We start from the raw sequence: 15720 nt of genomic DNA on the forward strand, positions 1-15720 counted from the left end.
TCAAGGCATCGCACGCTCCTTTTTGTTTAAATTAGGTTTATTGCTACGATAATTCTGAATCGATAAAGGTGATTCTAACTCTGCTATTGTTGCTTCCATATAAGCACTTAACGTGTCATTTGCTGTAAAATGTAATGTATCGGAGCGTAATGCTGCCTCACGTAGTGAAACATGCTGATCTTTTTCACCTGTGCGATGTGTATCTGCAATGAATGTATACTTTTCGTCTACGCATTTTTGTTCTGCTTCCTGCAGGTTTGTAATGGTGTCAACTTGGATTCCTTGATCCGTTAATAATACTGCTGTTTCTGGATCTGCTTCAATCGATGCGTTCACAGACTTCAATTGTTCGTTTAGCTTTGCATCAATCTTAGTTAATGATAAGAAAATGGTATCTTGTTCACTTAATGCTTTAAGACTATCTTCTTTCCAGCCAAACGCTTTTGCCATTGCCTGTTCTACCGTTGAGCCAAGTCCAATTGCTTCGCCTGTTGATTTCATTTCAGGTCCGAGAATCGGATCCACTCCTGGCAACTTATTAGTAGAGAATACCGGCATTTTCACTGCATAATATGGTACTTCTTCATGGAGTCCGAGCTTCCATTCCTGATCGCTCAGTGCTACTCCCATTTGTACACGTGTTGCCAGATCGACCATTGGAACGCCAGTAACCTTACTTGCAATTGGCACGGTACGAGATGCACGCGGGTTCACTTCCAGTACATAAATGGTTTTTCGGTCTTCACTTAGAACAAACTGGATATTCATAATCCCTTTAACATTCAATTCCTTAGAGATTTTCTGTGCATATAATTCAATCAACCGCTTATGCTCTTGGGTCAGATTCGGAGCTGGAAAAATAGCAACACTGTCACCAGAGTGTACACCAGCTTTTTCAACATGTTCAAAAATGCCAGGAATTAATACATCTGATCCATCACATATCGCATCAATTTCCACTTCATATCCTTCGATATAGCGATCAATTAACAACGGAAAAATCCGATTATCATGTGCATTTGCCTGTAAATCTGCTAAATAGTCTACCAGTTGGTTTTCATTATGCAAAATCACCATTCCCTGACCGCCGATCACATAGGATGGACGCATTAAAATCGGATAACCTATTTGTTTTGCAACAGCTTTGGCATCATCTACCGCCATTACCGTGTCACCAGGAATATGTGGAATATTTAATCGTTGTAAAAGTTGATAAAATAAATCGCGATCTTCTACCGCTTCAATTGCTTCCAACGCAGTACCGGTAATCTTAACGCCGGCTTTTTGCAGTCCGTCAGCTAAATTAATCGCGGTTTGACCCCCAAATTGGACCAAGACACCTTGTGCATTTTCTTTCTCAATGACATGTAACACATCTTCCACTGTTAACGGTTCAAAATACAAATGATCTGCCGTGTTAAAATCGGTACTTACCGTTTCAGGATTATTGTTAATGACAACCGCATCAATGCCTTGACCCTGTAGAGACTTGGCTGCATGAACCGAGCAGTAGTCGAATTCCACTCCTTGGCCAATGCGAATTGGACCAGAGCCTAACACAACCATCCGTTTATCTCCGTTTAGCGACTCTACTTCATCCCATTCATTCCATGAGCTGTAAAAGTATGGTGTCTCTGCTGAAAATTCGGCAGCACATGTATCAACCATTTTATAAGAAGGTGCCAGTTTTTTCTCTCTTATTTTCTTTTGGATTACCGCTATATCTACATTTAATAACTTAGCTAAAGTAAGATCGGAAATACCAAAGGCTTTTGCTTCTTTTAAGTCTTTTGCTTCGATCGCTTGCCATTCTTTTGCCGCAATTTCTTTTTCTTTTGTAATCATTGCTTCTAACTCATACAAAAAGTAATTATTGATCGCTGTAATCTCATGGATTTCCTCCACGGTCATTCCTCTTCGTAAGCATTCTGCAACTATAAACAACCGCTCATCTGTCGCTTGATCAAGTGCGGTATGTATCTCTTGATCAGATAACTTTTCCACACCAGGTAAATATAATGAATCTAGACCAATCTCCAGTGAACGGATTGCCTTGTTAATTGCCATCGGGAAGTTACGTGCTAGTGCCATCACTTCACCCGTTGCTTTCATTTGCGTACCTAACAAACGGTCGGCCCCAGTAAATTTATCGAACGGCCAGCGCGGAATTTTTGCTGCAATGTAATCAATTGCCGGCTCGAAGCTTGCATACGTATCTCCGGTAATTGGATTAATCACTTCATCTAAGTGATAGCCAAGCGCTACTTTTGCTGCAATTCGTGCAATTGGATACCCTGTTGCTTTAGAGGCCAACGCACTGGAACGGCTAACCCTAGGGTTTACTTCAATAATGATATAGTCATCATTTTCTGGATTAAGCGCAAATTGAATATTACATCCACCAATCACACCTAACTCACGAATTACCCTTACAGAGGAAGTACGAAGCATCTGATATTGACGATCCGTTAACGTTTGAGATGGTGCGACAACAATACTATCTCCCGTATGGACACCGACCGGATCGAAGTTTTCCATGTTGCATACGATGATGCATGTATCATTTGAATCGCGCATCACCTCATATTCGATTTCTTTCCATCCTTTTACACTTTGTTCAATTAAAACCTGACTGATTGGACTGTAGTGCAGACCGTTTTTTACAATTTTACGCAATTCTGCTTCATCATTTGCGATCCCACCACCAGCGCCACCTAGTGTATAAGCAGGTCGTACGATCATCGGATAACCGACTTCACCTGCAAAATGGACTGCTTCGTCAACAGAAGAAGTGGAAAGACTCTCTGCAACTGGTTCTCCAATCTCTTTCATCATCGATTTAAAGATTTCACGGTCTTCCCCTTTTTGAATCGTTTCTAGTGGTGTTCCTAATAACGTGACATCGTATTTTTCTAACACACCAGCTTCATCTAGTAAAACCGCCATATTTAATCCTGTTTGACCACCTAAAGTCGGCAAAACCCCATCAGGTCGCTCTTTTTCAATGATTTTCGTAATCGAATCACAAGTCAATGGTTCCAAATATACTTTATCTGCTATATTTTCGTCTGTCATAATTGTAGCAGGATTATTATTTACTAGAATAACTTCTACACCGTCTTCTTTTAATGCAAGACACGCTTGTGTTCCGGCGTAGTCAAATTCGGCTGCCTGCCCAATCACGATTGGACCGGAGCCGATAACAAGTACTTTCTTTATGTTGTCTTTCTTAGGCATGCTGTTTCTCTCCCTTAGTAATAAACTGCTGGATAAAATCTACGAATAAATGGTGTGTATCGATTGGACCAGGGTGTGCCTCAGGATGAAATTGTACCGTCATTAAAGGTTTGGTTTTATGCTTTAAACCTTCCACTGATTTATCATTAACATTAACGTGCGAAACGTACCAATTTTTCATATTAACCGAGTCATAGTCGACTACATAACCATGATTTTGCGATGTAATCATTACTTTACCAGTCTGTAAGTCTTTGACCGGATGATTACTACCTCTGTGGCCATATGGTAAACGTTTGGTTGTTGCACCATGTGCGAGTGCGATTAGCTGATGCCCTAGACAAATACCCATCGTCGGGAAGTTTTCGGAGATTTGTTTAATGTTTTCCGATAGATCTGCCAATGCTTTTGGGTCACCAGGACCATTAGATAATAAAACACCGTCTGGATCCAATGATTGAATTTCGATAAACGTAGTATTATATGGAACAACCGTCACATCACAACCTAATTCTAATAATGATTTGGCGATAGAATGCTTATAGCCAAAATCCATTACAACTACATGTGGTGCAGGATGATTTGCCGGAGTTTCTGTTCTGTAACGTGTTTTTTCTTCGACAGATACCGTTGAGACAATGTTGGTATTAACGGAAGTATTTACTGGCTTTTCATTTGGGTCCTGTGTAATTTTTCCATATACCTCTCCATGTTCACGAATAATACGTGTCAGTGCTCTTGTATCAATATGAGATAATGCTGGAATCTCGTGCTCATCTAACATATCCATTAGTGTATTTTTAGATTCATAGTGTTCCGGATTGTGACTAGGTGTTGATACAATAAAACCTTTAAGTGATGGTTTAATACTTTCATAATCAATCTCATTCCAGCCGTAGTTTCCAATTAATGGATAGGTCATGGTAACAATTTGCCCTGCATATGATGGGTCCGTCATCACTTCCTGATAGCCCGTCATCGCTGTATTAAATACGAGTTCCCCTTCTGATTGCTTAACTTTCCCTAGCCACTTACCTTCTAAAACATCTCCCGTATTTAAAACAAGATAACCTGTTGTTTCTGACATTGTGCTCCTCCTCCAATATCTAGCAATATTATCTCCATTCAAATTATTTTCTCATGTTTAATTGTTTATAATTATACTATAAAATTTATATTTATGCATTAATTTTTTGAAATTTTTGAGAATGGCTGATTATTCACTTTTCTAAGTGTGGATTACATCCGTTTCCTCTGATTCTGTTCATAGGATATATAGTTTTGTTCCTTTAATAACGGCTCTCTTCTGAGGATATAAATCTTTTCCTAGGAAGAGCCTCGTCCTATAACAAAAACGCAACTGAATTTGTTCAGCTGCGTTTTTATGTTATTTTTTAAGAACATTTACTTTTTCTTCATGGGTTTCGATCCATGCCTTACTTTCCACTAAGCGTTTGTCTGCCTGTGCGATTTGGTCTTCGACACGATTTTTTGCTGTCCCTCCGACAACATCACGAGCATTCACAACCGCTTTTGGAGATAATACATCGTATATATCTTCATCTATCAATTCAGAAAAGCTCTGAAAATCCGCTAAGCTCAAATCGAGTAAATATTTATTTTCTTGTATACAATGCAATACAACTTGCCCAACAACAGCATGTGCTTCACGGAATGGTAAATCTTTATTCACTAAGTAATCCGCCAAATCCGTGGCATTAGAGAAATCTTCTGCCACAGCTGCATACATATTGTCTTTTTTCACTTCCATCGTCTCTATCATTGGGGCAAAAAGGGCAAGTGCGCCTTTTAATGTTTCCATCGTGTCAAACATACCTTCTTTATCCTCTTGCATATCTTTATTATATGCAATTGGCAACCCCTTCAAGGTTGTAAGCATTCCCATTAAATTCCCGTAAACACGACCTGTTTTTCCTCTTACTAATTCAGCCACATCAGGGTTTTTCTTCTGTGGCATCATACTGCTACCCGTACAGAAAGCGTCATCTAATTCAACGAAATTGAATTCAGCGCTGGACCATTGCACTAATTCCTCACTCATACGTGATAAGTGCATAATCGTTAAGGATGCGTTGGATAAAAATTCAACGACAAAGTCACGATCACTAACGGCATCTAAGCTGTTTTCCACCACACCGTCGAAGTTCAGTTTATCTGCAACAAAGTGACGATCTATCGGGAAAGTTGTCCCCGCTAATGCTCCTGCACCAAGCGGTGAGCGATTTACCCTTTTAAAACTATCACATAATCTTTCCACATCACGTTCAAACATCGATACATATGCCATCATATGATGGGCGAACAACACTGGCTGTGCACGTTGCAAATGCGTATATCCCGGTAAAATGGTATCTAAATTCGCTTTTGCCTGCTTTACAAGCGCTTCTTGTAAATTCGTTAGTAATTCGACTAATGTCACAAGCGAATCGCGTAAATACAATCGCATATCCAGCGCTACTTGGTCATTTCTACTTCTTCCAGTGTGTAATTTACCACCAACAGCACCGACTTCATCAATAAGCAATTTTTCAACATTCATATGAATATCTTCATTTGCTTCTGTTAATTCTGCTTTTCCAGCTTCTATTTTTTCAGCTACAATCTGTAAGCCTTTTTTAATAGCTTCAGCGTCTGCAGCCGGGATAATCTCACATTTCGCAAGCATTTCCACATGTGCCAGACTGCCTTGAATATCATACTGTGCTAATTTTTTATCAAAGCTGATCGATGCTGTATATTCATCGACTAATTCATTTGTTGGTTTTGTAAATCGTCCGCCCCATAGTTTCATTGTTTCACTGATTCCTTTATATCAATTTTTGTTTTTTCCATTATTTTCGCTTTATCCGCATGGACATCGTTTACTGTAGAATGTACTTTTGTCGGTAATCCCCATAACTTAATAAAGCCAAGTGCTGCGTCATGATCGAATTGATCACCTTTACTGTATGTTGCAAGGTCAAGGTCATATAATGAATTCTCTGATTTACGTCCTACAACAAATGCTTGACCTTTATACAGTTGAACTTTTGCAACTCCATTTACATATTTTTGTGTTTCCGTAATAAAAGCTTTAAGTGCATCTGTTAATTGTGTAAACCAAAGCCCATCATAAATCGCTTGTTCTAATTGTTGTTCTACAACTGGCTTAAATTTGGTAACTTCTCTCGGAAGTGTAATGGATTCAATTTCATGATGTGCCTTGATAAGTGTAATTGCTGCTGGTGCTTCATAAATCTCACGTGATTTAATACCTACAAGACGGTTTTCTACGTGGTCAATTCTTCCGACACCATGCTTACCAGCAATATCATTCAGTTCTAGAATCAATTCATGTAATGGGTATTCTTGACCATTAAGAGCAACTGGCTTCCCTTGTTTGAATTCAATTTCGATTATTTCTGGCTCATCCGGTGCATCTACTGGATTAACCGTTAATTCGAATGCATCCTCAGGAGCCACTGCCCATGGGTCCTCTAACACACCACATTCATTTGCACGTCCCCAAAGGTTTTGATCAACACTGTATGGACTGTCTAAATCAATTGGAATCGGAATACCATTTTCTTGCGCATATTTAATCTCTTCATCTCTTGTCATTCTCCACTCACGAACAGGAGCAACAATTTCAAGATTTGGATTTAAAGCAGTAAAAGCAACATCAAAGCGCACTTGGTCATTACCTTTACCAGTACAACCGTGGGCCACTGCTACTGCTCCTTCTTTTTCCGCTATATCTACAAGCACTTTTGCAATTAACGGACGAGATAATGCTGACACTAACGGATATTTATCTTCATACATAACGTTCGCCTGTAATGCAGGTAACACAAAATCTTCCGCAAAAAGCTGTTTAGCGTCAACAGAGTAGGATTTTATCGCACCTACATCAATAGCTTTCTTTTTAACAAACTCTAAATCTTTTCCTTCACCGACATCCAAACCTACAGCAATAACGTCATAATTGTATTTATCTTGTAACCATTTAATTGCAACAGAGGTATCAAGTCCCCCAGAATAAGCTAGAACAATTTTTTCTTTACCCATGAAATAATCTCTCCTTAAGTATATTATCTATTTCTAGATGTTTTCGTTTGATTAATTATGTATTATTATGCACTATTTAGTATATTAATTCAACCATTATCCTAAAATTTTTTATTTTTTTATTCGATAAACAAAAAGCATAGATAGTTTTTAGTCTTCTTTTTCGTTGATCTCAGGATACTAGGTTAAAATATACAAATTCATGAATAAATATAAATTAAATGATTCATTGTAACCTCTTTGCTTCTGCCACGTCTAATCCAACAAAAGGAGTGGTCAATTTGAAAAAATTAGTATGTCTGTTAATGTTGATTGTTTTCCTGTCTGCATGTTCCAACAACTCAGATGATAAAAGCCTCGAATCTGCAAATAAAGATACAGCCAGCAGTGAAGAGTCCGTTAGTGAACCAGGCATGAGTACTAATGATAGCCAGTTAGAAAATAGTGATGAAATGGACCAAGCAGAGAGAGAAGTAGCAAAGGAAGATAATAAAGAAAGCTTGGCAAATGTTGAGAACAGAAAAATAATCTATAATGCGCATATACACTTAGAAACAGAAACTTTTGATGAAACGGTTGACTTTCTCGAAACAGAAACAGTCAATTATAGTGGTTATATTGTCCATTCTAACTACGCAAACCATGGTGAAGAAGCGGAGCGATTCGGCAGAATGACAATACGGATACCCTCTGAGAAGTTTCGTGACTTTATTGCGTTAGTTGAAAATGGAGATTTAAAAATCTTAGAGAAATCAGTTAGCGGGGAAGATGTCACCGAACAATATGTTGACTTAACATCTAGATTAAAATCGAAGCAAGTGGTCGAAGAACGATTGACTGCTTTTATGAAAGAAGCAAAGAAAACAGAAGATTTATTGAAGATCTCCAATGATTTAGCAGCTGTACAGGAAGAGATTGAACAATTGACAGGAAAAATTAATTATTTAGAAAATCAGTCTGACTATGCAACGATCGATATTGAACTGACAGAACGCAGAGTGGATATGCCTTCTGTTCAGGACGAATCATTAAACACCTGGGATAAAACAAAAGATCAATTCCTGCAAAGTATACAGGTACTTCTGTCGATCGCATCTGGGCTATTTGTATTTCTTGTCGGCAATGCTCCCATCCTTATTTTATTCTTGATTATCGGCCTCATTATATTTTGGGTTATAAAAAAGAATGTCAAAAAACAGAAAGAATAGCACTAACTCTTTTCCTAACAAAATTAGCGGAAGCCGAGTCCACGGTATATAAGATAAACTGTGAAAGCTTGCTTAAGCAGTGGTTAACTTATGCTCTTTGGGTAAAAGCGGAAACAAACTGCCGGAGCGAATGGCAGCACTCACCAACATTCAGAATGGAGGAAAGTAATTTTAACTTCGTAGTCTATATTTTGTGCGAATTCTAAAGATTTTTGAATTAAAAAAAGCTTAAATCCGTTTCAATTGTTACTGAAACGGATTTAAGCTTTTAGTCTATTTTATCAGACAGTATTTTTAATATTGCTCCATATTAATTTCTTGTTTCGGTTTACGGACAAGTCCCATAATACCGGCAATAATATAAAAGATTCCAGCAAATATCGCGGCACCAAAAGTTATCAGTGTTGTTACTCCACCAACTACAAGTAATATGATACTAGCAGCTTTTGGTTTACTGTTTCCTTTAAAGAAGATCATCGCAACAATACCAGCAACAATAGCAATAATTGAACCTACGATCAACACTGTTCCAATCGAACCGATCCCATCTAAAAACATCTGCGCATCTGCCATATCACTTTCGGAAAGTGACGGATCTTGTTGAAGGATATCTTGCATCATTTCATTATCTCCATCTAACATACGGAATAATCCACCAAATAAAGCTCCCAGTGAATACACAAAAGCTCCAATAATCGATAAAACTACCTCAACTGTTCTTTTCATTTCCTCTACTCCCCTTATCTATTAATTTCCTGCAATATCACGCTTTGTAAATGACAGCCATGAGCCTAGTAAAAACAATACAAAGTAAATGACTAGCATTGTAACGGAAAATCCTAGTGTCATACTATCAATAATCGGACTTCCATTTCCAATATATTGACCCAAATTTGTATTAGCAAATAAAATATATTTTGCCCAATCGTACTCTGAAACAAAGTTAATAATGGTATTTCCTGTAAACATTAAAAATATCGCTAACCCTATCGCCATCGCACTATTTCTAAACAATGTCGAAATCATAAATGCAAATGTCGCCATCATAACTAAATTTACCATATTTAAGCCATATTGTGTTAATATTTCTTTAAAAATAGAGACTTCTTCTATTCCATCTGCACCCATTTGAACCAAATCAGGGTTCCAACCATTGATACCGAAGAAAATAGCGCCAAAGATTAAACTTATAATAAATAGAAACATAAGCATAGATACAGAAAAGATGAGCACCGATAAAAATTTTGAAAATAAAATTTTGGTTCTGGATATCGGGCGAATTAATAATAATTTAATTGTGCCCCAGCGGTATTCATTAGAAATAATGCCAGCAGCCACAATAATTGTAAACAAACTTATGATCATTGATAGACCGGCGTTTTCAAGGGTGAATTGCCATGCATCATAAGGATGAGGCTTGATATCATTCTCTATATGGTATTCATTAATTGCTATTTCAGAATCAAATCTTACATATTCCTGTCCCTCTTGTACCTTAAGTAACTCCTCGTTTTCTTGAGTTAGCTGCTCTTTCCAATTCTCGTTATAAGATTCTTCGTTTTGATCTCCAAAGATAAATACAATGAGAGCTCCAACAAGTAGAATGCCAGCCAAAATGATAAACATGGACCAAGTACCGAAACGCGAATAAAGCTTCATTTGTTCATTTTTTAATAACGATATAAAGTTAAGCAATGGTATTCTCTCCAATCAACTCAAAGAATTTATCTTCCAATTTACTACGTTCTACTCCTACCTCATAAATTGCTATATCTTCCTCCACTAACTTTTTCACCAATTGAGGTACTGAACTTTTTGGAAGACTTGCCACCACACGATCTTGAACTATTTTGGATGCAAGTTCAAATTGATTTTGGAGAATAGTCTTCGCCTTTTCGATATCATCCACGTCTAGCTTGACAGTAACATCGTCATTCTCTGTATTTGTATCTTCCACTTCTTCTACTGTAATTAACTCACCGTTCTTAATAATACCAATTCGATCACACATTAATTCTATCTCAGATAATAAGTGACTAGATACGATAACTGATACCTGCTCTTTTTCTGCCAAATTTCTTATGTGGCTTCTTATTTCACGTATACCTGCCGGATCCAAGCCATTAGTTGGTTCATCTAATATTAAAATAGAAGGCTTATGTAGTAATGCTTGGGCAATACCCATTCTCTGCCTCATTCCTAATGAATACTTACCAACCTTTTCATTTATAGCCTTTTCTAAACCTACTAATCTAATTACTTCATGTATTCTTTCATCTGTAATTTCTGGTATCATACGAGCGTAGTGTTTAAGGTTTTTCCAGCCAGTCAGAAACGGATACATTTCCGGATTTTCAACGATTGCTCCTACATGGCGGATCGCTTCTTTAAAGTTATTTTTAATACTTAATCCATTTATTTTGATATCACCTGACGTAATCTTCATTAAACCTACCATCATGCGAATAGTAGTTGTTTTTCCTGCTCCATTAGGTCCTAAAAAACCAAACACTTCGCCCTTTTTAATCGTAAAATTCAACCCTTTAATAATATGTTTATTTCCTATTGATTTATGTACATCTTGTAATTCCATTGATGTAGTCATATCGCACCTCCTCTTCATTCCATATTCTATACGTTACAACATAGTATTTCGTTTCATTTTCACTTGATTTTTTTATAACTTTCAATTATGATACTATATATAACAACTAATGTTATAAAAGTTAACATTAGAGAAAAAAAGAAGCAGTTCGCATAAACTACTTCTTTTTGTAAGTTGTTATTTATCTTATTTGTTCGATCTTTTTTACTTGGCAGTTGCATTTAGGCAGCTGCTCTTTTTTGTTTTGGGTAGATATTACGCGCATTACAAGCTATTTGTTAAGTGGATTCAGTTCTTCTTTCAAGAAACAATTATAATAGTTCTTCTTGTTCCTGTAATATATCTATTATTTCATTCGTTTCCAATACATTTACGCCTATGTTTTTCATTTCCTCTATACCTTTTGCATAAACCTGGGACATTGCATCTTCTACCATCACTATTCGAAAATCTCTTTCGCTTGCTTGATAAATGGAAGTTCTAGGACAATTAGGAAAATTACATCCACAAAATACAATAGTATCAGCTTTTTTATTGCGTAAGAATTGTTCTAAATTGGTATTATAAAAAGCTCCCCAACGAGGTTTATACATGACCCATTCATTCTTTCCGATAAGTTGAAATTTTCCTTTAAACAATAGATCTGAATTTATTTTTGATTCATCATTAGGGGTTATTTCAACAACTAACTCAGCTCCATCCGTATTTGGTGTGGCAACACGCAAACCATTTTCAATCGCTTCTCTACGACAAATATCAACGTTAGAGCCATCCTCTTTATATAAGCGAATAACGTGAAAGATAGGTAAATTATTCTGTCGATAGATGTTTAATAATCTCTTCATTTTAGGGACAACATCTAGCGTTCCTTCGATTTTTGCTGGTGCTTTAGGTAAAGTAAAGTCATTTTGCGTATCAATAGTTACTAAGACAGAATTTCTCCAATTTGGATTTGTATAGTTCATTTTAATTCCTTTCAGAGTTTTCTTTCTAATTCAATAAATAAAACCCTCTAAGATACACTGACATTCATCTAATAAGAATACACTCTTCTAAACACGATCTATTTGTTTAAATTGAGAAACTAATTCTTAACCCATATTGATTTTGTATACGCTATTCTCATACCCATCCTTTCCATATTATTTTGACTAATGGAGCCAAATTTCGCTTGTCCTACAATTAAATCGCACTCTTCTAGGGAAGCTTGATACATTCTCTTTTTAATAAGTACACTATGAATTCCATTTCTTCTTAGAGAAGGGATAGTTGTTGCAGCAGCTAGAGTAGCTATACGGTCTTTTGTGAATAGAACTCCAATTCCAGCAGGACTGTTATCTATACTGGCAAGATAAAAAGTCCAGTTCTTGTTGTTATACAATATTTTGTTATTTTGAGCTACTCCTCTTTTCAAAAATGCTGGCATTTGGAATCCTTTAGTGTAGATTTCAGCAAAAGTATCAAATTCATCATTTTTTAACTCACGAATAGAAATCTCAGGTTCAATTATTTCTTCCATTGTCTTTAACTCCACAGTTTTATAAAGTGACGTATGAAAATCTAATTGATAGAATCCTAATTTATTCAGATATGTAAGTAAATCCGATGAAACGTGTGCTGGAGTTAGTTCAAATCTCACAGGAATCTCCATTTGGTTGTAAAAATTTACTATCTTATCTACATATCGTGCATCATGATCTGTTAATCCTTTTACAGTATTAAATGAAGGACCTGGAATGTTCTTTACCGAAAAAGCAGTAGCATTTCCAAACCTTTGTATTTCTACTCCCATAGGATTTCTGCTGATCTCTTTTATTGCAGTCAGCCTTGAAAATAAAGTATCAATTTCTGAATTCTCTAATCGCATTGCCAATTCTTTATTTACAACAATGGTCATTCTTTCACTTCCCTAATCTATATAAGTTTGTTCTACAAATAATTCGGCAATGCCATTTATCGTTCCTCTCTAATTTTCGTTAAATTGCCCGTTAGCTATGAAACCTGGGAGTATTAGGATACACCCTTTCCGCCCAATGTCTTTAAAGTACTTATTCGCTCCACCCCTGTAATGATTGGCTTTGCGCGTTTTATTAATGTTTGTGTCTCTTCAAGACTCAAAGATGCTTGATGGGTATTTTCATCACTCCACACCTCATACACATATACAGAATTCGGTTCATCATCTGTAATACTTACAAGATATACCTCACAATCATCCAAACTTTCCATTGAATCCGATGCTTCCATTAAAAAATCTACCAATGTGTCTCGTTGTCCTTCTTTCACTGTAAATTTCCCAAACAATCCAAATTTGCTCATTTTAAATCCTCCTCGTATATTATGGCAATCACAGCCACTAATATTTTTTAACATTCACGCATTGCGCCTAATACGATGTTATATCCATCAATGTCTTTTATACATGCGTTTTTAAACTCCCACATACCGTGTTTACCAGTATACGGTTCAACAGCTATATAACCACCATTTCCTCGAATTTCCTCAACTAAGGCATCAAGGCTATCCCAACTAACATGAACAAACGTGTCCCAGCCAAAATCAGGCCCTTCCCATTCCGTCGGATAATCGTAACGTTTCTTCGCTCGAAGGTTTGGTCGCACATCCTCCGGTGAGTTAGCTTGTTGAAGAATAAAAATCATTTCATCACGTTCTGCATGCCCCCAATCATCTATTTTACATCCGAGAACATCACGGTAGTATTCCAGAGCTCTTTTTAAGTCTGAAACTAGGCGTACTTGAATTGTTTTTCCGAACGTTCCACTTACTTTTGGTTTTAAATCCACTTTTCTCATCCTTTTTTATTTGATGGGTATTCATTTCGATAACCAGATCACGATTTCCTCTTCTTTTTGAAATTTTATATCATTCGGGGATAATAATAGATGGAGAGTAATTTTGTAATAAAAAAACCGTAGACGTTTTCACCGCCTACGGTCACAATAAATCGAACGCCGCCCAACAAAGTATTGGTACACCATCCTTTATATGAAGTCGAATAAAGATGACCTTTACTTTTGTCTGGACGCACCATGTCTAACTGAGCCTATACCTTTTCCAAACGACAATGCATGTTCAATAGCATCGTGTACAACCTGTTTACTCACCTCAACAGCTCTTGTCATTGGTACATTTTTTGCTAATTCGGCAGTTAAACATGCAGCAAATGTACAACCAGCTCCACTGGTATGTATTGTGTCAATCAAAGGCATTCGAAAGATTTCAAACGACTGTCCGTCAAAATAAATATCAACTGCCTGATCTTCTACCTTTCCAGCCTTTAATAAAACTGATTGAGGTTTGAAGTCATACAACTCCTTCGTCGCTTGCTTTAGACCTTCCAGTTCAGACGGGATTTTTCGACCTAACAGCTTTTCTGCTTCTAACCGATTCGGTGTAATAACTGTTGCTTGCGGAATTAATTGTTCCTTTAATACTTCAATCGCATCATCTGCTAGCAGTTGTGACCCCATTTTCCCAATCATAACTGGATCTATTACTTTATATGGTACGGGGATATCTTCTAGCAATCGACTTACTTGTTCAATAATTTCAGCAGAAAAGAGCATACCCGTTTTAACAGCATCCACACCAACCATCTCTGTTGCGGCATAAAACTGTGCTTCAATCTCTTCTATTTCCCGGATAAAAATCCCTTGATCTGTTTTTGAGTTATTGGCTACTGTTGCTGTAATCACTGACATTCCATATACATCCCGTTCCTGAAATGTCTTTAAATCCGCTTGGATACCGGCACTTCCTTGTGCAGCAGCTCCAGCTATTGTTAATACTCGCTTCATTTGTAACACCTCGATGTCTGATTTCCATTAAATAACGATAAAAAACCAGATAATCATGATCAACTGAATAATAATTTTTGCGAAAGTTCCACTTAGAAATCCAATCAAGGACCCTAACGCTGCCTTGAGTGCTTCTTGTGATGTTTTTTTCTGAATCATTTCCGTGACGACGACTAAAACAAACGGAACAATAATGATACCGAATGGCGGGATAATAAATGAACCAACAATCACCCCGATAGCTGCCATCCGCTCACCTGTTTTACTACCGCCAAATTTCTTTACAAAATAGCTGTTGGCAATAATATCGGAAAAGATCAACAGCAATGTTAAAACAACCATTGCTATCCAGAAAATCCAGCCAATATTCTCAGCCGATAGTGCAAATTGGTAAATAAAAAAGCCAATCCAAATCACCAATACCGACGGAATAATCGGGAAAATAATCCCCACAAACGCCAATACAAAACAGACAATAATCAATGCCCACCATACCATTTCCATGTCTTATAATCCCCTATCCTACAATTTTGAAAAATCCTACTTACCGCTATGCGAGTAGTTTGTTTACCATATACTTTTGTCTACAGTTCAACCACACCCTATTTCCGTTATATCTCACTCATTATTAAAAATGGATGAACATATTAATGTATAGTTCGATTTTTACGACAAATCTTTGTTCTCTCACGGAAGATTTGTCGATTATCTTGGTTTATTCAACAAATCTTTGCTCACTCACAAGAGATTTGGTGGTTATCACTCATATAAAGCCAGACAAAAT

Annotated in this window: 14 protein-coding genes; 1 reads left to right on the forward strand and 13 read right to left on the reverse strand. The window is 36.9% G+C overall.

All coding sequences use genetic code 11. The annotated features are described in order from the left end of the window. The 4 genes from carB to ACTWP4_RS08615 form a co-directional block, all read right to left on the reverse strand. The gene (gene carB / locus ACTWP4_RS08600) at positions 1-3237 is read right to left on the reverse strand and encodes a carbamoyl-phosphate synthase (glutamine-hydrolyzing) large subunit (protein ID WP_443128352.1); all 3237 of its coding nucleotides are present in this window, start codon (positions 3235-3237) and stop codon (positions 1-3) included. Continuing rightward, positions 3230-4324 carry a carbamoyl phosphate synthase small subunit gene (locus tag ACTWP4_RS08605; RefSeq protein ID WP_443128353.1) on the reverse strand — a complete coding sequence of 365 codons (1095 nt, stop codon included), beginning with the start codon at positions 4322-4324 and terminating at the stop codon, positions 3230-3232. Before ACTWP4_RS08605 ends, carB begins: the two co-directional genes overlap by 8 nt. A gap of 300 nt (positions 4325-4624) precedes the next feature. Next, on the reverse strand, positions 4625-6049 hold the full coding sequence (gene argH / locus ACTWP4_RS08610; protein WP_443128354.1) for an argininosuccinate lyase: 1425 nt from the start codon (positions 6047-6049) through the stop codon (positions 4625-4627). Further along, positions 6046-7305, reverse strand: a complete 1260-nt coding sequence (locus ACTWP4_RS08615; protein ID WP_443128355.1) for an argininosuccinate synthase — start codon at positions 7303-7305, stop codon at positions 6046-6048. Before ACTWP4_RS08615 ends, argH begins: the two co-directional genes overlap by 4 nt. A 281-nt stretch (positions 7306-7586) precedes the next feature. Between ACTWP4_RS08615 and ACTWP4_RS08620 the strand changes: the two genes are divergently transcribed. Then, on the forward strand, positions 7587-8513 hold the full coding sequence (locus ACTWP4_RS08620) for a DUF4349 domain-containing protein (protein WP_443128356.1): 927 nt from the start codon (positions 7587-7589) through the stop codon (positions 8511-8513). Positions 8514-8807: 294 nt separating this feature from the next. Here ACTWP4_RS08620 and ACTWP4_RS08625 read toward each other — a convergent pair whose 3' ends face one another. The 9 genes from ACTWP4_RS08625 to ACTWP4_RS08665 form a co-directional block, all read right to left on the reverse strand. Beyond that, positions 8808-9239 (reverse strand): DUF4064 domain-containing protein, encoded by a 432-nt coding sequence (locus ACTWP4_RS08625; RefSeq protein WP_443128357.1) that lies wholly within the window; start codon positions 9237-9239, stop codon positions 8808-8810. A gap of 21 nt (positions 9240-9260) precedes the next feature. After that, on the reverse strand, positions 9261-10208 hold the full coding sequence (locus ACTWP4_RS08630; protein ID WP_443128358.1) for an ABC transporter permease: 948 nt from the start codon (positions 10206-10208) through the stop codon (positions 9261-9263). After that, positions 10201-11118: an ABC transporter ATP-binding protein gene (locus ACTWP4_RS08635; RefSeq protein ID WP_443128359.1), complete on the reverse strand. Its 918-nt coding sequence runs from the start codon at positions 11116-11118 to the stop codon at positions 10201-10203. The genes ACTWP4_RS08630 and ACTWP4_RS08635 overlap by 8 nt, the downstream gene beginning before the upstream one ends. A 311-nt stretch (positions 11119-11429) precedes the next feature. Next, positions 11430-12083 carry a cysteine hydrolase family protein gene (locus ACTWP4_RS08640; protein ID WP_443128360.1) on the reverse strand — a complete coding sequence of 218 codons (654 nt, stop codon included), beginning with the start codon at positions 12081-12083 and terminating at the stop codon, positions 11430-11432. 119 nt (positions 12084-12202) lie between these two features. After that, complete coding sequence (locus ACTWP4_RS08645) at positions 12203-13015, reverse strand: GNAT family N-acetyltransferase (protein WP_443128361.1); 813 nt, start codon at positions 13013-13015, stop codon at positions 12203-12205. 113 nt (positions 13016-13128) lie between these two features. Next, entirely contained in the window at positions 13129-13437 is a 309-nt protein-coding gene (locus ACTWP4_RS08650; RefSeq protein ID WP_443128362.1) for a putative quinol monooxygenase, read from the reverse strand. 47 nt (positions 13438-13484) lie between these two features. Next, positions 13485-13922: a VOC family protein gene (locus tag ACTWP4_RS08655; RefSeq protein WP_443128363.1), complete on the reverse strand. Its 438-nt coding sequence runs from the start codon at positions 13920-13922 to the stop codon at positions 13485-13487. Between the two features lie 225 nt (positions 13923-14147). Then, positions 14148-14936: a bifunctional hydroxymethylpyrimidine kinase/phosphomethylpyrimidine kinase gene (thiD, locus tag ACTWP4_RS08660; protein WP_443128364.1), complete on the reverse strand. Its 789-nt coding sequence runs from the start codon at positions 14934-14936 to the stop codon at positions 14148-14150. Positions 14937-14963: 27 nt separating this feature from the next. Next, positions 14964-15440: a DUF456 domain-containing protein gene (locus tag ACTWP4_RS08665; protein WP_443128365.1), complete on the reverse strand. Its 477-nt coding sequence runs from the start codon at positions 15438-15440 to the stop codon at positions 14964-14966. Positions 15441-15720: the final 280 nt, after the last annotated feature.

This window comes from Gracilibacillus sp. D59 (assembly GCF_052246695.1).
Lineage (GTDB): Bacteria > Bacillota > Bacilli > Bacillales > Amphibacillaceae > Gracilibacillus.

Coding starts and splice junctions, on each gene's coding strand:
- carB (WP_443128352.1), bottom strand. CDS start 3,237: ATGCCTAAGAAAGACAACATAAAGAAAGTACTTGTTATCGGCTCCGGT.
- ACTWP4_RS08605 (WP_443128353.1), bottom strand. CDS start 4,324: ATGTCAGAAACAACAGGTTATCTTGTTTTAAATACGGGAGATGTTTTA.
- argH (WP_443128354.1), bottom strand. CDS start 6,049: ATGAAACTATGGGGCGGACGATTTACAAAACCAACAAATGAATTAGTC.
- ACTWP4_RS08615 (WP_443128355.1), bottom strand. CDS start 7,305: ATGGGTAAAGAAAAAATTGTTCTAGCTTATTCTGGGGGACTTGATACC.
- ACTWP4_RS08625 (WP_443128357.1), bottom strand. CDS start 9,239: ATGAAAAGAACAGTTGAGGTAGTTTTATCGATTATTGGAGCTTTTGTG.
- ACTWP4_RS08635 (WP_443128359.1), bottom strand. CDS start 11,118: ATGACTACATCAATGGAATTACAAGATGTACATAAATCAATAGGAAAT.
- ACTWP4_RS08640 (WP_443128360.1), bottom strand. CDS start 12,083: ATGAACTATACAAATCCAAATTGGAGAAATTCTGTCTTAGTAACTATT.
- ACTWP4_RS08645 (WP_443128361.1), bottom strand. CDS start 13,015: ATGACCATTGTTGTAAATAAAGAATTGGCAATGCGATTAGAGAATTCA.
- ACTWP4_RS08650 (WP_443128362.1), bottom strand. CDS start 13,437: ATGAGCAAATTTGGATTGTTTGGGAAATTTACAGTGAAAGAAGGACAA.
- thiD (WP_443128364.1), bottom strand. CDS start 14,936: ATGAAGCGAGTATTAACAATAGCTGGAGCTGCTGCACAAGGAAGTGCC.
- ACTWP4_RS08665 (WP_443128365.1), bottom strand. CDS start 15,440: ATGGAAATGGTATGGTGGGCATTGATTATTGTCTGTTTTGTATTGGCG.